The organism is Capnocytophaga sp. G1920 (assembly GCF_051417515.1).
Genome location: NZ_JBPRKH010000002.1, coordinates 71,027 through 88,127, shown reverse-complemented (window position 1 = coordinate 88,127; position 17,101 = coordinate 71,027). Strand labels below are relative to the sequence as shown.

Below are 17,101 nucleotides of genomic sequence, written 5' to 3'. Positions count from 1 at the left end.
ACTATTCATTTTTTACTTTTCACTAAATTATGGCAGACGATAAAAAGATAATCTTTTCGATGAATAAGGTAAGCAAAACCTATTCATCTACTAATAAACAGGTACTTAAAGATATTTACCTAAGTTTCTTCTATGGAGCCAAAATCGGTATTTTAGGGCTTAATGGCTCTGGTAAATCCTCTCTGCTAAAAATTATTGCAGGAATAGATAAAAACTATCAAGGAGAAGTAGTATTTGCTCCTAATTATACCGTAGGCTATCTCGAACAAGAACCTCATCTTGATGATGATAAAACTGTTATTGAAGTAGTACGCGAAGGAGTAGCCGAAACTGTAAAGCTCTTAGAGGAATTCAATCATATCAACGACCTTTTTGGGCTCGAGGAAAACTATTCTGACCCCGATAAGATGCAAAAGCTGATGGATAAGCAAGCCGAGTTACAAGACAAGATAGATGCCTTAAATGCTTGGGAACTCGACAATCAGTTAGAAGTAGCAATGGAAGCCCTCCGTACCCCTGAGCCCGATACGCCTATCAAAGTGCTTTCGGGAGGAGAACGCCGTAGGGTGGCACTCTGCCGTCTACTCTTGCAACAACCCGATGTTTTGTTACTCGACGAGCCAACTAACCACCTCGATGCAGAATCGGTATTGTGGTTAGAACAGCATTTGCAACAGTATGCAGGTACAGTCATAGCCGTTACCCACGACCGTTATTTTTTAGACAATGTAGCGGGGTGGATATTAGAGCTCGATCGTGGAGAAGGTATTCCTTGGAAAGGCAATTACTCTTCTTGGCTCGACCAAAAAGCTAAACGTTTGGCTCAAGAACAGAAAACTGAAAACAAACGTCAGAAAGTATTGGAGCGTGAGCTCGAATGGGTACGTCAAGGTGCTAAAGGACGTCAAGCTAAACAAAAAGCACGTTTGCAGAACTATGACCGTCTGCTCAATGAAGACCAAAAACAATTAGAAGAAAAGTTGGAAATATATATCCCCAACGGACCTCGTTTAGGAACTAATGTAATAGAAGCACGTCACGTAGCCAAAGCCTTTGGTGATAAGCTACTCTATGATGATTTAAACTTTGTGCTTCCTCAAGCAGGAATAGTAGGAGTGATAGGACCTAATGGAGCAGGTAAATCTACGATCTTCCGTATGATAATGGGTGAAGAACAGCCCGATAGCGGTGAGTTTTTGGTAGGTGACACGGTGAAGATAGCTTATGTAGATCAAACTCACAAACAGATAGACCCCGAGAAGTCTATATGGGAGAACTTCTCTGGTGGGCAAGACCTCATTATGATGGGAGGTAGACAAGTGAACTCTCGTGCTTATCTCAGTAGATTTAACTTTGGTGGTAGTGAACAAAATAAAAAAGTAGCCACTCTTTCAGGAGGAGAACGCAACCGTTTACACTTGGCAATGACTCTTAAAGAAGAGGGTAACGTATTACTGTTAGACGAGCCTACCAACGATTTAGACGTAAATACTCTTCGCGCCTTAGAAGAAGGTTTAGAGAACTTTGCAGGTTGTGCAGTAGTAATTTCACACGACCGTTGGTTTTTAGACCGTATTTGTACTCATATCTTAGCTTTTGAAGGTGACTCACAAGTGTATTTCTTTGAAGGTAGCTTTTCAGAGTATGAAGAGAATAAGAAAAAACGACTTGGCAAAGAAGTAACACCTACTCGTATTAAGTATAAGAAGTTAGTACGGTAAGAATAATAAATATGAAAACTTTTTGATAAATATTTATTGTTTTTCCAATTAGATTTTGTACTTTTGTGCCAAAATAAAAAAATAGTATGAAGTCTTTTTTACCAACTATGTTTTATTACGGGTTTCCTGTAGTACTTCTTACTACTACCGATAAAGATGGAAACGCCGATGTAACGCCTATTTCAAGCACCTTTACTTTAGGTGCGAATGCTGTGATAGCGCTTGTAAAACTAAACAAGGCTTATCATAATGTGATGGAAGTGCCCGAGGTAGTTTTTAACCTCCCTACTGCAGCTATGTGGGAAAAAGTAGAGGCAATTGCCCCTTATACCGCTCAAAACCCTGTGCCTCCTCAAAAAATGGGTAAATACACTTATACTGACGACAAGTTTAGTATTGGAGGATTTACTCAATTACCTTCAGAAAAAGTACGTCCTCCGCGTATTGTCGAATGTCCTATTCAGGCAGAAGCTAAAGTGAAAAACGTGAATGACCGCGATGCTTATGTACTTGTAGAATTGGAATTTGTGCAAGTACACGCTGAAGACCATTTGGTAATGGAAGGTAATAAAATCAACCCATTAGAGTGGGAACCGCTCATCTATAATTTTAAACATTATTACGGATTGGGAGAACACAAAGGTTTGAATTTCAGTATTAAGTAATGACTTATCTAAGATAAGAAAAAAGAAAGCTTTGCTAAAACTCTTACAAGGTTTAGCAAAGCTTTTTTTATATTCTTTATTGCTAATTGTTAATTATTTTTTACCTTTGCTTCATTAAACAAAAACATTATACAAGATGATGAGAAAAACAGTAAAAACCGCACTGTTGTTTTCGTCGGTAGGGCTAATGGTTGCCTGTGGCGGGAATAACAAAAAATCAGAAAATGCAATGACAGACAAAAATGCTGACAAGGGGATTGCTCTTGCTGAAATGGACACTACGGTACGTCCGCAAGATGATTTCTACAATTATGTGAACGGCACTTGGGCTAAAACTGCCAAAATACCAGCCGATAAACCTACGTGGGGCTCTTTCCATATCCTACGCGAGAAAACCGATGAGAATTGCTTGCTCATCTTGGATAATCTCCTCAAGGAAAACTTCGCTCAAGGTACTGAAGGTCAGAAAATAAAAGACCTCTACGAATCGTTTATCGATTGGAAAAAACGCGATGCCGAAGGACTCAAACCTATTGAAGGTTATTTGAATAAGATTGAGGCTATTAAAAACCTCACAGACCTTCAAAAGTATTTGGAAGAGGTAACTCGCGAGGGTGAAAACCCTATCTGTGCTTGGGGGGTATATGCCGATATGAAGGATTCTAATATGAATACTGTGTATCTCGGCAACTTTAGCATCGGTATGGGGCGCGATTACTATCAAAAAGACAACAAGGAGAATACTGAGGCTTTACAAAAGTATCAAGATTATGTAAAGGCTATCTTTAAAGTTCTTAAAGACGACAAAGCTGCTGAAAAAGCTAAACAAATGGTAGATTTTGAACGCTCGGTAGCCAAATTGATGCTCACCAATGAGGAAGATCGCAATCCTAACCTTAGCTACAACCCTCAAACAATGGCTGAGCTCAGCAAATTAGTGAAGAACCTCAATCTACCTCAGTTTCTTAAAAACGTAGGGGTGAACACTGATAAAGTAGTTGTTTCTGAAATTCGTTTGTACAAACAATACGATAAGTTTATCAACGAAAAGAACTTGCCTCTTATCAAAGATTACCTCAAATATCAATTAGTAGCCGATAATGCGAGCAACCTTACCAAAGAACTCGATGAGCTTTCTTTTAACTTCTACAACAAGGAGTTGCAAGGACAACAAGAACAACGTCCGATGAACAAACGCGCTCTAAGCGTTATCAATAGTATTTTGGGTGAAGCCTTTGGTAAATTGTATGTAGAAAAGTATTTTCCACCTAAAGCTAAAGAAGAAATGGTTACTTTGGTAGATTATCTCAAAAAGAGCTTTGCACAACATATCAAAGATGTAACTTGGATGTCAGATGCTACTAAAGAAAAGGCTTTGGCTAAACTCAATAAATTTACTGTGAAAGTAGGTTACCCCGATAAGTGGGAAGACTACTCTAAATTGACTATTGAACCGGCTGCTAAAACGGTGTATTTTGCTAACTTGCAACGCGTGAGTGAATGGGCTTACCAAAAGAGTTTGGAAAAAGTAAGCAAGCCTGTAGATAAAACTAAATGGGGTATGTCGCCTCAAACAGTGAATGCGTATTACAATCCATTGTATAATGAAATTGTGTTCCCTGCGGCTATCTTACAACCTCCTTTCTTCAATTTCGAAGCCGACCCTGCGGTGAACTTCGGGGGTATTGGTGCTGTAATAGGTCACGAAATGACACACGGATTTGACGATAGTGGCGCTGAATTTGACGGCGATGGTAATCTAAAAAATTGGTGGACTCCTGAAGATAAAAAGAACTTTGAGAACGCTACCAAAGCCCTTGCTAAACAATACGACCAATACGAACCTGTGAAAGGTGTATTTGTAAATGGTACTTTCACCAGTGGTGAAAACATAGCCGACCTCGGTGGGGTGAACATCGCTTTTGATGCTTTGCAAATGTACTTAAAAGATAAAGGTAATGTAGGTAAGATAAGCAATTTCACTCAAGAACAACGTTTCTTTATCTCTTGGGGTACCGTATGGCGTACGCTTTCGACTGATAAATACCTTACAAATCAAGTAAAAACTGACCCTCATAGCCCAGGATATTTCCGTTCATTCGGTCCGCTTGTGAATGTAGACGCTTGGTATAAAGCCTTTGATGTAAAAGAAGGTGATAAACTTTATAAAAAACCTGAAGACCGCATCAAAATTTGGTAGGTGAGCACCGCACTGATAGTAACTCCTACTAATCCGTGCATTGCAACACTCTGCCCTGTAACATACAAATTTTTGATGTGAGTTTGTGGCATAAAAACGCTTTCCATTATATGGTTAGCGTTTTTTTTGTAGCCGTACAATGCTCCCGTAGGGTTGCCTATATAATCGCGGTAAGTAAGCGGTGTAGAGGTGTAGTAATGAGCAATAGCACTTTTGAGTGTAGGAAATTGTTGAGCAACTACATCTAATAAATCCATAGCACGCTGACTTTTGAAAACTTCATACTGGTTGCCTCTATGATTCCCCTCGGTGTTGGTAGTAAAACTATCTTGCCAGCGTTGCAGTTCATCAGTGTTCATATAGGTGAGGATAGTAACATTATCAGTATATTCCCTGCTGTCTTTTGGTGGATTCATAGAGAGCATATACGAAAGCGGAAAGTCGTTATTAGGGTAATTAGTAGCGTGGTAAACACTGTTATTATCCTTAAACCAATATACATTATAAGGCAAGTAGCGAAAAGAATTTAGCTTGAGTACCAAATGTAATGAAAAGGCAGCAACCGTAGGTTGTAAGCCCTGCACGCGTTTGCAAAAAGAAGGCTTAAAAGGCGTTTTGCCTGTGATGTTGAGTAGTTGCTTTACATCTATAGCCGAGATGATTTGTTTTGCAACAAACTGCTCTCCTTGCTTGGTGAGTACTGTGTTGATAGTATTCCCTTCACTGTATTCAAAGCCTATGACCTCCCTTTGGTTGAAGAGGTCAGCACCGTACTGGCGTAGTTTTTCAATGAGCAAGTTGGTGATTTGGCTACCATCTTGTGTGAGTCGCCAAGCGCTTTCTATATATGAATTGACCGATAGCGCGTGCACGTATAAAGGTGTCTGCTCATCAGCACCTCCATAGAGAAAGTTAGAGCCCAATAGCACGGCTTTGAGTCGTTCATTATTGGTAATACTATTAAGGAAATCTAAGAGTTTTAAAGAAAGCGTATGCACATCGTAATCGGCTACTGCTTGCTTATGGCGGTAGAGTGGAAACTTATCGCAAATAGATTGCATTGTGTGAGCATACTCTTCTAAGGCTTTCTTTTCATTCGGGAAATAGGAGAGGAGTTGTTGTACGAAGTTCTCATAACCCTGAGCGTGAGGATACATCACGTTAGGTGTATCGCCAAAACAAATACGGTCGTAGCCGTTTATATCAAGGCGTTCTACCGAAAGATGATTGGCAATACCTACATCTTTAAAATACTCATATAGTACCTGACCTTCTGCGAGACTTCCTATGTAATGCACTCCTGTATCAAACAGCGTATTATTGCGCACAAAAGTTTGTAGGTTACCTCCATACTGCTCATTTTTCTCCAATACACACACTTTCTTTCCTGCTTTTGCCAAGAGCAAAGCCGAAAAGAGCCCCGAGAGTCCGCTACCTATCACCAAAACATCGTATTGCTTCATTGTCTATATTCCAAAACTCATCAAAAACTTATCGATATACAACTGTTTTTCTTTTGATTTATACTGTTGAATAAAGCGAGGGTGCTCTAATACTACCATTTCACCAAATAAAGTAGCTTCTTTATTCAATTTTTGTAAGAAAGTAGCGTTCTTTTTGCCTAATACGAACACCTTTTGAGTATCTACTCCTAAGGCGATGTGCTTTTTGAGAGTTGCTATCATATAGTCCTTTACCGATTTGAAGAGCGTATCCTCATCGTAATAATTAGCATTGAGCCATTTGCCGTCAGAGGCTTTTCGAACAATAGCCAAAGGAAAAGGAGAATTGATATAAAAATCATTGTAGAACTTAGTGACTCCACCGTATGCTTTTATCATATCATACATAAAAACCGATGATACTTCGTGGGTATGTGCCGACTTCATTACAATACCACACTCGCTTTCTAATCGCTTGGTATCAGTAAAAGGAACGCCTGTAACTCCTGCCCCGTGTCGGCTGGGATTGATGCCTATAATGAATTTCCGCTGACGGTTATCGTTGTAGAATTTGTGATAAAAAGCACGCATTACCTCCATAGTTTCAGGGTTATCCATATAAGGATTCAGCACATCAAAATCCTTAGGCAAGGATTGGTTGTACTCTAAATGTGTGTTGAAGTTGATAATTCTATCGGCAAAAGTATTCATTAGGCTTGTTTTTTGAATTTTACTGCTACCCAGTTGTTGCGTTCTAAGTTCTCGATGTATTGCAGACCGTATGCTTCCGCTTTTTTGCGGATAAGAGGTATATCTTCCTTGTAAAAACCACTGAGCAAGAGAGTGCCTCCTGCTTCGAGGACTGGCACATACTGCGGTATATCGTTTAAGAGAATATTACGGTTGATATTGGCAATAATAAGGTCGAAGTCTTTTTCATTAGCCAGGGAAGAAGCATCTCCCAACTGTACTTTGATGTGCTTACAACCATTGCGTTCTACGTTTTCTGTGGAGTTCTCTACACACCATTCGTCTACATCAATGGCGAGTACCTCAGTAGCACCGCGTTTGCTTGCCATAATAGCGAGTACGCTTGTGCCACAACCCATATCGAGTACCTTTTTGCCTTTGAGTTCTTCCTTTAAAAGGAATTGCAACATCATATAAGTAGTTTCGTGATGACCAGTACCGAAACTCATCTTAGGGTCGATAACAATTTCATAAGGGGTATGTGCTTCGGGGTGGAAGGTAGCACGCACGGTACACTCATCGTCTACGGTGATAGGCTCGAAGTGTTTTTCCCATTCCTCATTCCAGTTCACCTGTTCAATAGTTTGATGTGTGTAGGTAATTTGGAACTCCTCGCTGTGAAGTATCTGTATGTCAGAGAGTATATTAGCATTCCAAAAGGGTTCTTGTATATAAGCCTGCAAACCGGTTTCGGTATCTACAAAGCTCTCGAAGCCTACTTCGGCGAGTTCGGCAACTAATATTTCAGAAGCAACCCCCATAGGAGTAATGGTAAAAGTGTATTCTATGTAATTCATTAAATATAATTGATTATCAGTATTATTTATTTAAGTAGAGTACTGATTAGAAAACTGAGAAAAAAATGTTAAAATATATAAAAACCGTGCATTTTCTTCAAAAAAAAATGATTAAAACACTTCTTTATCTTTATTGCTATGAAAAATATTAAATATTTATTAATCAGTTAAATAAGAGTTACAGCTACTCTGCTGTTTAGATGGTGTTAGAGCGAAGCTAAGACGAAGGAAAGACGAACCTAAGACGAAGGTAAGCCGAAGCTAACGTCTTATTAAGCTGTATTTCAATTGGTAAAAACTTCAATTTTCGACATTGAGGAAAAAATGTTAAAATTGCCGATATGCCAAAAAAAATGCAATAGTTATTAAAGTTTTAATGTCAGAGGGCAAAAGTAGTAAAAAAATAGGGAAGACCAAGAATTATGGTTGAAAAATATTTATTGTGCGTTGCAATTTGTTAATTCTTTCGTATCTTTGCACCCTAAAATAATTGCATACAATGTTTCACAAGGAAGGTTTTAAGATTATTCTCATTACGCTATTCGCCGTGATAGGTATATCGGTTATAGCGCATTATTTTGTTGATATACTGTGGCTTAAAAAGCTTATACAGATAGTAGCTTTTTTATTTTTGATAGCTATATTGCAGTTCTTTAGAAATCCTAAACGCATTACGCCTAAAAATGACCAGCATATTATCGCTCCCGTAGATGGTAAGGTGGTGGTGATAGAAGAAGTGTTTGAGAAAGAATATTTTAAAGATAAACGTTTGCAGGTATCGATTTTTATGTCGCCTGTGAATGTGCACGTAACTCGTTATGCTTTAGGTGGAAAGGTTACTTATAGCGAGTATCACCCGGGGAAGTATTTGGTGGCGTGGCACCCTAAGGCTTCGGAAGAGAATGAACGTACTACCATAGTGGTAGATAATCCTGTATTCGGTGAAGTGTTATACCGACAAATAGCGGGAGCATTGGCTAAACGCATTGTGAATTATGCCAAAGTGGGTGAAACAGTGGTACAAGGCGAAGATGCTGGATTTATCAAATTCGGGTCGCGTGTAGACGTGTATTTGCCTTTGGGGACGAAAATAAATGTGCAACTCAATCAGACCGTAAAAGGAGGAATTGATGTGATTGCCGAAAAATAAAGGATAAGATGCAGAGAATCTTATTGTTAATAGCATTAAGTTTTAGTGGATATGCTACAGCTCAAATAGATAGTCTGGTGCATACTACTGTTGATACCTTACTCGTTCGTACCAAAGATACGCTTACCATAGTAGCCGTTGGCGATGTGATGATAGGCTCCGGTTTCCCTGCTGGTTATTTGCCTAAGGACGATGCGGTGAACAGTTTTAAATACGTAAAACCCTATCTGAAAGGTGATATTGTGTTCGGAAATTTAGAAGGAGTGATACTCGATAGTGGCGATTCGGAGAAGTGCAAGGATACAGAAGAGAGTCCTTGCTATGTTTTCCGTATGCCCAACCGCTATGGGAAAATCATTAAGGAAGCAGGTTTTAACCTGATGAGTACCGCTAATAATCACGCCAATGACTTTGGTGAAAAAGGACGGCGCAATACGGCTAAGATACTCGATAAGGTGGGTATATACCACGCAGGGCCAGTAGAAAAAAAGTTGGTTGTATTTGAGAAAGAAGGCATAAAGTACGGTTTTTGTGCTTTTTCACCCAATAGCAATATGCTATCGATAAATAACATAGAGCAAGCAACCGATTTGGTAAAGGAATTGCGCCCACAGGCGGATATCCTTATTGTTTCTTTCCACGGAGGCGCTGAAGGCTCTAAAAATACACGCGTACCGAGAGCTGATGAGTTTTTCTTCGGTGAAAATAGGGGGAATGTGTATAAGTTTGCGCACTCGGTAATAGACGCAGGTGCCGATATTGTATTGGGGCACGGGCCTCACGTTACCCGCGCGGTGGAAGTGTACAATAGGAAGTTTATCGCTTATAGTATGGGAAATTTCAATACTTATGGGCATTTTAATCTGCAAGGAGTTAATGGTATTGCTCCTTTGCTTGATATTAAGATTGACCGCAAAGGCAATTTTCTTTATGCCAATGTGATTTCAGTGAAACAGACGAAAGTGAAAGGATTAAAACTCGATAATGATTGCAAGGTGTTTAATGAGATGAAACGCCTTACTCATCTTGACTTTCCTGAGACACCTTTACACTTTGTGAATAACCAAATTTTGATTAAAACAACAGAACAGACAGATAACAAACTAATAACTAATAACTAAAATAAAAATGGGAAGAGCATTTGAATTTAGAAAAGCCCGTAAATTTAAGCGTTGGGCAGCAATGGCAAAAACATTTACCCGTTTAGGGAAAGACATCGTAATGGCAGTGAAAGAAGGAGGTCCTCACCCTGAGAGTAACTCACGTTTGCGTGCCGTGATACAGAATGCCAAAGCCGCCAATATGCCTAAAGAAAATATTGAGCGCGCCATCAAAAAAGCAACTGAAAAAGATACTGCAAACTATAAAGAAGTTCTTTTTGAAGGCTATGCACCTCACGGTATTGCTTTACTCATAGAAACGGCAACCGACAATAACAACCGTACCGTAGCTAATATTCGCAGTTATTTTAACAAGTGTAATGGTACTTTAGGTACATCGGGGTCAGTGGAGTTTATGTTCGACCACACTTGTAACTTCCGTATTAATGGCAATGGGATAGACCCCGAAGAGTTGGAACTCGAAATGATAGACTTCGGGGCAGAAGAAGTGTTTGTAGACGAAGACGGTATCCTCATCTATGCGCCTTTTGAGAGTTTTGGAGCTATCCAAAAAGAGTTAGAAAGCCGTAACATAGAAATCTTATCGTCAGGCTTTGAGCGTATTCCACAAGTAACGAAAGAACTTACCCCTGAAGAACAAGCCGATGTGGAGAAACTTCTCGAGAAGATAGAGGAAGATGAGGACGTGCAACAGGTGTACCATACGATGAAAGAAACGGAAGAATAATTAATGAGTTTATTCTTTTCCAAGAAGCTATGAACGAGGTAATGCAGAGTTTAACAGTGAGGGAAACTGTTCAATAAAAAGGTTAATCTTTATGAGAATAATATCAGGGAAGAATAAGGGGAAACAGCTTATAGCACCTAATAAATTGCCAGTTCGCCCTACTACCGATTTTGCGAAGGAAGCTCTTTTTAATATACTCAATAACTATTATTATTTTGAAGAACTTTCTGTACTCGACCTTTTTGCAGGAACAGGAAATATTAGCTATGAGTTTGCCAGTAGAGGTTGCCCCTCAGTATTATCAGTTGATAACCATAACGGTTGTGTGCAATTTATCAATAAAATAGCACGTGAATTAGTCTACCCTATTACAGCACTTAAAGCCGATGTATATGAATATTTAAAACGTACTACTCAGCAGTTTGATGTTATCTTTGCTGACCCTCCGTATGATTTCCCAATTGAAAAGTTTGTTACTATTGCCGATATTGTCTTCAATCAAAACTTACTTACTGAAAATGGAATACTCATTATTGAACATTCGTCTAAAACAGATTTATCAGAACAGCCATTTTTCTCACAAGCAAAGAAATATGGAGGGAGCGTATTTAGTTTTTTTGAAAGAGAAGAACAAGATTAGAGTTTAAACTGCAACAAATATTTCTTAGTATCTTCGGAAATACGACGGCTTTCTCTTGCTTTTTGTATACTCTTATTTTGTACAAAAGGAGAAAGTGTTTTTGATTCTATGTAAGGAACTGTTGCTTCATATTGTTTTGTTAAAGCAGTAGCAAAGTACCACGCTATCATCATATTTATGTAATATTCATCTGAGGTAATTTTTGTTACCCAGGTTAAGTATTCTTCCTTAAAAAGAGCATCTAAATAATTAGACAATAACAACCCAATTCCGTAACGTACTGTATAGGTTTCTTTGCTTGTAATCCATTGTTTGATGTGTTTTAATGTCTCTTCGGGGTATTTCAAGAAGATTTTAGGAGCAAAAGTATCACACGTAGCCCAATTATCAATATAAGGGAGGAACCGCTCTGTATATTGCATTGCTTTATCAAAATCTTTTAGCTGTTCAATGATAAAACCGTGTAGATTATTCTCCTCATAATAATAATGAGGTAACTCTTCTAAAAAAGACATTGCCTCAGTAGGGTAATGCTTTACTAATTCTTTAGCCAACGCTCGCATTGCAGGTGTTCTAACCCCTATAATACGAGATTTCTCCACAGTGGGAATCAAATTCGCTGTAAAATCTCTATAAGGAGAGTCTTCTAATGCCCATAACCGGTCTAAAATAATTTCTTTACTCATAATTTCTTTAAGGTGATTGTCAATCGTTAGGCATTAATCTCACATAACGGATATAACCTTTACCTTCAACTTTAGTGTTAAGGTTCTCGGTTTTAAATTCTACTTCAGCATCTTTAGCATAGTAATATTCATCTTCAACGGCAGTCTCAAAACGTATTTTGTAGCCCTTGTTCAGTTTACTATCATCAATTGTAAGTATCTTTACAGCGCGTTCTCCTCCGCTAATGGTAGCTCCCGTAATCCCATCAATTGTCTGGCGTTTACCATAAAACTTCCACCATTGAGTAAGATCGTCGTACCATTCAGGATCATCTCCAAGAATTTGTAGTGTTTGCTCATATTTACCTTCGGGATTGATAAGTGAAACTACTATGTAGGCTCCTTCACCCTTGTAATTAGTCAGTTGTATGAGGCATTTGTATTTTTTAACAGTTGCTTGCTGTACAAATGAAAGAGTAAGTAAAGCAATTATTCCTACGGCTAATGTTTTTAAAAAGTGCTTTTTTATCATCTTTATTACAAGTTTTAAAATACTACTATTTAGAATAAACTGATGCAAAGATAGGCAATAATTACTATCTGACAATTTATATACTCAACTTTTTTATTTTTCTCACTTTTCTTCGTACCTTTGCACCTGAAAAACTGATAATTTATGAATAGTTCCAAGCGCCAAAAACTACAACACCACAAGAATATAGCTACGGGGCTCTTTGTTTTGATGTTTATCATTTATATAGCAATGGTGGTATGGCATAAAAAAGCTCCCGAACTCACTTTTATAGGTTATATAAAGGCTTTTTCTGAAGCCGCTATGGTAGGAGCGCTTGCCGATTGGTTTGCAGTAACAGCACTCTTTCACAAACCATTAGGATTAAACATTCCACATACCAACCTCATTGAGGAAAGAAAGAATGACATCGGGGAGAATTTAGGTGATTTTGTGGTGGAGAACTTCCTTAAACCTAAACAGATACGTCCTTACATCACCGATATTAAAGTATCATCATTTATAGTTGAGTGGCTCTCGAAAGAAAGTACTCCTCACCAGATAGAAACTTTTGTAAGAAAAATACCTCTCAATGCAAAAGCAAGCGAAGTACTCACCACTTTTTTAGACGAGAATAAACATCAGAAATTCCTTCGGAAAGCTTTTGAAAGGGTAGCTACTTATCTTGCCGAACATCAAGAGATGGTGCAACACGAAATTGACAGCCAATTTCCTCCTCTTGTTCCATCGTTTATTAAAGATACAATTACTCGGAAGGTAAGTAATGGGCTCTATCAGTTAGTTGTAAAAGCATCGGAAGATGAAACACACCCTATCAGGGCTGAAATTACAGCGCAATTGTATGAATTTGCCGAAAAACTCAATACTCCTGAATGGGAACAACATCTTGCAAAGCTATTGCGCACCGCTACGGAGCGCTTCTCCGATGAACTCCGTCAAAATGTCCAGCTGCAACACCAAATAGACGCTTGGGTACAGAAAACTGCCTATCAGTTTGTGCTAAAAAACAAAGAGGAAGTGGGAAAACTCATCAGTCATACGGTAGAGAACTGGGAGGGACGCGAATTGAGCGAAAAACTTGAATTGGAAGTAGGTAAAGACCTCCAATTTATCCGTATCAATGGCACTTTGGTAGGCGGATTAGTCGGTTTGGCTATTTACGCCTTTACTCAGTTATTCTGAAAGAGATATTAGCCTATTTGCTAACTTTCCTGATTTGCTAATTTGCTAATTCTTCCCTACCTTTGCGCCCGAAAATGTTTCAACTATGGATTTTGAAATACTAAAAACAGACGAACATACTAAAGCACGTGCTGGGAAGATTACTACCAGCCACGGCGTGATTGAAACCCCCATTTTTATGCCTGTGGGAACGGTGGGAAGCGTGAAAGGAGTGCACCAACGCGAACTGAAAGACGATATTAATGCCGATATCATCTTGGGGAACACCTATCACCTCTATTTACGACCTCAAACACCCATTTTGGAAAAAGCAGGAGGCTTACATAAGTTTATTAATTGGGATAGAAACATACTTACCGATAGCGGTGGTTATCAAGTATATTCATTGGCTGCCAACCGAAAGATAAAAGAAGAAGGTGTAAAGTTCAAAAGCCATATCGATGGCTCTTTTCACTTCTTTTCACCCGAAAAAGTAATGGAAATAGAGCGCAGTATAGGTGCTGATATTATGATGGCTTTTGATGAATGCACGCCTTACCCTTGTGAATACGGTTATGCAAAACGTTCAATGCATCTCACACATAGGTGGCTCGATAGATGCATTGCTCACCTCGAAAAAGTACCTTCTAAATACGGTTATCATCAAAGTTTATTCCCGATAGTACAAGGGTCAGTCTATAAAGACCTTCGTACACAGTCTGCCGAATATATTGCAAGCAAAAATGCCGATGGAAACGCTATCGGGGGGCTATCAGTAGGCGAACCCGTAGAACAAATGTATGAAATAACCGAACTTGTATGCGATATTCTCCCCAAAGACAAGCCCCGATACCTTATGGGAGTGGGTACACCCGTTAATATATTGGAAAATATTGCTTTGGGAGTGGATATGATGGATTGTGTAATGCCTACGCGCAATGCTCGCAACGGAATGCTCTTTACTGCAAAAGGAATTATCAATATTAAAAACAAAAAATGGGAAGATGATTTCTCGCCCATAGACCCTGACGGTCATACTTACGTAGATACCTATTACACGAAAGCCTATTTACGTCATTTATTCGCTGCTAACGAGTTTTTGGGCAAACAAATCGCTTCAATTCACAATCTTGGTTTCTATTTATGGCTTGTGAGGGAAGCTCGCCGACAAATTGTAGCGGGTACTTTCTTTACGTGGAAGACAAAAATGGTTACTGATATGTCAAATCGTCTTTAAACAAATTAAATTAATTAATATACTTCTGATAAAAACGCTTTTGCGTCGCTAATTCCCCCTTTGGAGGGGGATAGGGGGAGGTTTAAAAAACAAAAAAATGAAAATACTCGACTGGTACATCTTAAAACGCTATCTTCTTACCTTCTTTATGATGATAATTCTCTTTATTCCTATCGGAATTATCGTAGATTTATCTGAAAAAGTAGATAAGATGATACAAAAAGGCGCCCCGATGAACGAAATACTGTGGTATTACCTCAGTTTTATCGTTTATTTTGCCAATATATTGTTTCCCATCTTGCTATTCCTCTCTATCATCTGGTTTACATCAAAGTTAGCCAATAATACCGAGATAATCGCTATCCAGAGCTCAGGTGTATCGTATATGCGCTTTTTGCGTCCGTATATCGTGGGTGCGAGTATCATTTCGGTGATAGTGTTTTTTATGGGAATGTTTATTGTACCGGCTGCCAGCACTGTGTATAATGATTTTTGGAATAAGTATATACGTTCTTCGAAGGTGGAAAGCGTTTCAGACCTCTACAATCAGTTTTCTGACAACGATTACCTTTATGTAAGCTCGTTTAACTACCAAGACAAACGCGGGTATAACTTTTCAGTAGAACATTTTGAAGGTATTAAGATGACGGAAAAGATAAATGCCGAAACGATTCAGTGGATAGACAGCACGAAAACCTATCGGCTTACTAATTACTCCAAAAGAAAGATAGGGGAGGGCGACGATGTGATAGTGAAACGCGACCAGTTAGACACGATATTCAATTTCAAGCCTGATGACCTGATGCCTATGGAATATACAGCGGAAAATAAGAACTTGTTTGAGCTAAACAAGTTTATTGAACGCGAAAAGATGAAAGGTTCACCCAATTTAAATATGTATCTATTGGTAAAATACCGCCGTTGGGGTGCTATAAGTACTGCCTTTATCCTTACGCTTATCGGCGTGGCTGTTTCATCGGTGAAAAAGCGCGGAGGAATGGGAATCAACTTAATGGTGGGAGTAGTCGTAGGGTTTAGTTTTGTGTTTTTCGACCGTGTGTTTGGAACCCTTGCTCAAACCTCAGGAGGCTTATCCCCATTGATGGCAGTCCTTTTGCCTAACCTTATTTTCCTTACCTTAGCTATCTTGTTACTCCGGAAAGTAAGAAACTGATAGAGCATTTTAACCCTTTGTAACACCAAAAGAAAGTGTTGCAACTGTAAAACAAAAGAAAGTAAATGCAAAAGGTAGTAAAGTAATAAGATAACAAAACTAAGTAATAAGTAAAAAGCGTATTGTAATGCCAAAATAACCCACTGTAACTACAAACGTAAGTAATGTAACAGCTTATCGTCTTATTTTAAATTGATATGAGAAGTTTACAAAGAATACTTTTTTACCAGCAAAAACAATAATTTGCACAGTGTTATTTGGCAGGATTTTTGCGGTATAGAAATGAATGTAAATCATAATGATTTAACATTTTTCAACTAATTTATAGACCTTTTAAAATATGTAATATTATGAAGGAAAAGAGTACAGAATTAAAAACACTTGAAAACAGACGTTTGTTATTTACCAATTACAGTGAAATAGCCGAATTGAAAGCTCAGTTAGAGGAATATCAATACAATGAAGAGGCTATGAAAGTAGGTAAAGCACTTTATGACAAAGCACAAGCCGCTTATAACGATAATTTGGCAAAAACGAGCCAAACGGTAGAGAAAAGAGCCTTGTTTGAAAAGGCTTATAAAGCGATGAGCGACAAATATAAAGAACATCGCAAGGTCGCAAAAGTAGCGTTGAAAGCATCTCCCGAAGCGCTGGTATCATTTGGGTTAAAAGGAACGATGTCGCGCGATTATCTGGAAGGTTTAGCCACCACGAAAAAGCTTTACGAGGGCATTAAAGCCACTACTACCCAGCGGGCAGCGCTCGACAGGTTCAAACTTACCGAAGCCGTCGCCGATGAACAGCTTTCAGCCATTGTGAAAGTGGAAGAGCTCCGTGCGCAATACGTGAAATTGCGCGGTATCGACCAACAAGCCACTCAGGATAAGAACAAAGCCTTCGAGGCAATGAACAAATGGGTGAAGGAATTTTACGAAGTAGCCAAGATAGCCCTTTCTGACCGTCCGCAACTACTTGAAAGCATTGGTAAACTCGTAAAGAGTTAGTTGTAACGCAATAATATAAACATTTTAGCACAGAAGCCCACCCGCCACCAAAGTTAAGAATTTGTTCTTTTTCTTGTTTATAAATTTTTATTAGATTTTAGGGTGTGGCTTCTGT

Annotated in this window: 16 protein-coding genes; 11 read left to right on the top strand and 5 right to left on the bottom strand. The window is 38.8% G+C overall.

The genetic code is table 11. From position 1 onward, the window contains the following. Positions 1 to 29: 29 nt before the first annotated feature. The 3 genes from ettA (at position 30) to ACSQ7D_RS02320 (ending at position 4,586) form a co-directional block, all read left to right on the top strand. Complete coding sequence (gene ettA / locus ACSQ7D_RS02330) at positions 30 to 1,721, top strand: energy-dependent translational throttle protein EttA (RefSeq protein ID WP_002672152.1); 1,692 nt, start codon at positions 30 to 32, stop codon at positions 1,719 to 1,721. Between the two features lie 86 nt (positions 1,722 to 1,807). After that, on the top strand, positions 1,808 to 2,386 hold the full coding sequence (locus tag ACSQ7D_RS02325) for a flavin reductase family protein (RefSeq protein ID WP_437135231.1): 579 nt from the start codon (positions 1,808 to 1,810) through the stop codon (positions 2,384 to 2,386). Between the two features lie 136 nt (positions 2,387 to 2,522). Next, complete coding sequence (locus ACSQ7D_RS02320) at positions 2,523 to 4,586, top strand: M13 family metallopeptidase (RefSeq protein ID WP_437135230.1); 2,064 nt, start codon at positions 2,523 to 2,525, stop codon at positions 4,584 to 4,586. On the opposite strand, the gene ACSQ7D_RS02315 is transcribed toward ACSQ7D_RS02320, so the two are convergent. The 3 genes from ACSQ7D_RS02315 to prmA are packed head-to-tail and all read right to left on the bottom strand — an operon-like array spanning position 4,550 to position 7,575. Beyond that, a complete protein-coding gene (locus ACSQ7D_RS02315; RefSeq protein ID WP_437135229.1) occupies positions 4,550 to 6,049 on the bottom strand; it encodes a phytoene desaturase family protein in 1,500 nt (499 codons plus the stop codon). The two genes, ACSQ7D_RS02320 and ACSQ7D_RS02315, sit on opposite strands and share 37 nt — an antisense overlap. Positions 6,050 to 6,052: 3 nt before the next feature. Further along, complete coding sequence (locus ACSQ7D_RS02310) at positions 6,053 to 6,739, bottom strand: SMUG2 DNA glycosylase family protein (protein WP_437135228.1); 687 nt, start codon at positions 6,737 to 6,739, stop codon at positions 6,053 to 6,055. Further along, a complete protein-coding gene (gene prmA / locus ACSQ7D_RS02305; protein WP_437135227.1) occupies positions 6,739 to 7,575 on the bottom strand; it encodes a 50S ribosomal protein L11 methyltransferase in 837 nt (278 codons plus the stop codon). Before prmA ends, ACSQ7D_RS02310 begins: the two co-directional genes overlap by 1 nt. A 499-nt stretch (positions 7,576 to 8,074) precedes the next feature. Here prmA and ACSQ7D_RS02300 point away from each other — a divergent pair, with 499 nt between their 5' ends. The 4 genes from ACSQ7D_RS02300 to ACSQ7D_RS02285 all read left to right on the top strand — a co-directional run bounded on the left by ACSQ7D_RS02300 (position 8,075) and on the right by ACSQ7D_RS02285 (position 11,213). After that, complete coding sequence (locus ACSQ7D_RS02300; protein ID WP_015782987.1) at positions 8,075 to 8,725, top strand: phosphatidylserine decarboxylase family protein; 651 nt, start codon at positions 8,075 to 8,077, stop codon at positions 8,723 to 8,725. A gap of 8 nt (positions 8,726 to 8,733) precedes the next feature. Further along, on the top strand, positions 8,734 to 9,846 hold the full coding sequence (locus ACSQ7D_RS02295; RefSeq protein ID WP_437135226.1) for a CapA family protein: 1,113 nt from the start codon (positions 8,734 to 8,736) through the stop codon (positions 9,844 to 9,846). Between the two features lie 7 nt (positions 9,847 to 9,853). Then, complete coding sequence (locus tag ACSQ7D_RS02290) at positions 9,854 to 10,573, top strand: YebC/PmpR family DNA-binding transcriptional regulator (RefSeq protein ID WP_437135225.1); 720 nt, start codon at positions 9,854 to 9,856, stop codon at positions 10,571 to 10,573. 91 nt (positions 10,574 to 10,664) lie between these two features. Next, a complete protein-coding gene (locus ACSQ7D_RS02285; RefSeq protein WP_437135224.1) occupies positions 10,665 to 11,213 on the top strand; it encodes an RsmD family RNA methyltransferase in 549 nt (182 codons plus the stop codon). Here the strand turns inward: ACSQ7D_RS02285 and ACSQ7D_RS02280 are convergent. Continuing rightward, a complete protein-coding gene (locus ACSQ7D_RS02280) occupies positions 11,210 to 11,899 on the bottom strand; it encodes a DNA alkylation repair protein (protein WP_437135223.1) in 690 nt (229 codons plus the stop codon). The genes ACSQ7D_RS02285 and ACSQ7D_RS02280 overlap by 4 nt on opposite strands. Before the next feature lie 19 nt (positions 11,900 to 11,918). Continuing rightward, positions 11,919 to 12,410 carry a DUF2271 domain-containing protein gene (locus ACSQ7D_RS02275; RefSeq protein WP_264854327.1) on the bottom strand — a complete coding sequence of 164 codons (492 nt, stop codon included), beginning with the start codon at positions 12,408 to 12,410 and terminating at the stop codon, positions 11,919 to 11,921. Between the two features lie 144 nt (positions 12,411 to 12,554). On the opposite strand from ACSQ7D_RS02275, the gene ACSQ7D_RS02270 reads away from it, so the two are divergent. From ACSQ7D_RS02270 to ACSQ7D_RS02255, 4 genes are all read left to right on the top strand, one after another. Then, the gene (locus ACSQ7D_RS02270; protein WP_437135222.1) at positions 12,555 to 13,592 is read left to right on the top strand and encodes a DUF445 domain-containing protein; all 1,038 of its coding nucleotides are present in this window, start codon (positions 12,555 to 12,557) and stop codon (positions 13,590 to 13,592) included. Between the two features lie 85 nt (positions 13,593 to 13,677). Beyond that, positions 13,678 to 14,808: a tRNA guanosine(34) transglycosylase Tgt gene (tgt, locus tag ACSQ7D_RS02265; RefSeq protein ID WP_437135221.1), complete on the top strand. Its 1,131-nt coding sequence runs from the start codon at positions 13,678 to 13,680 to the stop codon at positions 14,806 to 14,808. Positions 14,809 to 14,905: 97 nt separating this feature from the next. Then, positions 14,906 to 15,982 (top strand): LptF/LptG family permease, encoded by a 1,077-nt coding sequence (locus ACSQ7D_RS02260; protein ID WP_437135220.1) that lies wholly within the window; start codon positions 14,906 to 14,908, stop codon positions 15,980 to 15,982. A 350-nt stretch (positions 15,983 to 16,332) separates the two neighbouring features. Beyond that, positions 16,333 to 16,986 carry a hypothetical protein gene (locus ACSQ7D_RS02255; protein WP_437135219.1) on the top strand — a complete coding sequence of 218 codons (654 nt, stop codon included), beginning with the start codon at positions 16,333 to 16,335 and terminating at the stop codon, positions 16,984 to 16,986. Positions 16,987 to 17,101: the final 115 nt, after the last annotated feature.

Coding starts and splice junctions, on each gene's coding strand:
- prmA (WP_437135227.1), bottom strand. CDS start 7,575: ATGAATTACATAGAATACACTTTTACCATTACTCCTATGGGGGTTGCT.
- ACSQ7D_RS02270 (WP_437135222.1), top strand. CDS start 12,555: ATGAATAGTTCCAAGCGCCAAAAACTACAACACCACAAGAATATAGCT.
- ACSQ7D_RS02255 (WP_437135219.1), top strand. CDS start 16,333: ATGAAGGAAAAGAGTACAGAATTAAAAACACTTGAAAACAGACGTTTG.
- ACSQ7D_RS02290 (WP_437135225.1), top strand. CDS start 9,854: ATGGGAAGAGCATTTGAATTTAGAAAAGCCCGTAAATTTAAGCGTTGG.
- ACSQ7D_RS02325 (WP_437135231.1), top strand. CDS start 1,808: ATGAAGTCTTTTTTACCAACTATGTTTTATTACGGGTTTCCTGTAGTA.
- tgt (WP_437135221.1), top strand. CDS start 13,678: ATGGATTTTGAAATACTAAAAACAGACGAACATACTAAAGCACGTGCT.
- ACSQ7D_RS02275 (WP_264854327.1), bottom strand. CDS start 12,410: ATGATAAAAAAGCACTTTTTAAAAACATTAGCCGTAGGAATAATTGCT.
- ACSQ7D_RS02315 (WP_437135229.1), bottom strand. CDS start 6,049: ATGAAGCAATACGATGTTTTGGTGATAGGTAGCGGACTCTCGGGGCTC.
- ettA (WP_002672152.1), top strand. CDS start 30: ATGGCAGACGATAAAAAGATAATCTTTTCGATGAATAAGGTAAGCAAA.
- ACSQ7D_RS02285 (WP_437135224.1), top strand. CDS start 10,665: ATGAGAATAATATCAGGGAAGAATAAGGGGAAACAGCTTATAGCACCT.
- ACSQ7D_RS02280 (WP_437135223.1), bottom strand. CDS start 11,899: ATGAGTAAAGAAATTATTTTAGACCGGTTATGGGCATTAGAAGACTCT.
- ACSQ7D_RS02310 (WP_437135228.1), bottom strand. CDS start 6,739: ATGAATACTTTTGCCGATAGAATTATCAACTTCAACACACATTTAGAG.
- ACSQ7D_RS02320 (WP_437135230.1), top strand. CDS start 2,523: ATGATGAGAAAAACAGTAAAAACCGCACTGTTGTTTTCGTCGGTAGGG.
- ACSQ7D_RS02295 (WP_437135226.1), top strand. CDS start 8,734: ATGCAGAGAATCTTATTGTTAATAGCATTAAGTTTTAGTGGATATGCT.
- ACSQ7D_RS02300 (WP_015782987.1), top strand. CDS start 8,075: ATGTTTCACAAGGAAGGTTTTAAGATTATTCTCATTACGCTATTCGCC.
- ACSQ7D_RS02260 (WP_437135220.1), top strand. CDS start 14,906: ATGAAAATACTCGACTGGTACATCTTAAAACGCTATCTTCTTACCTTC.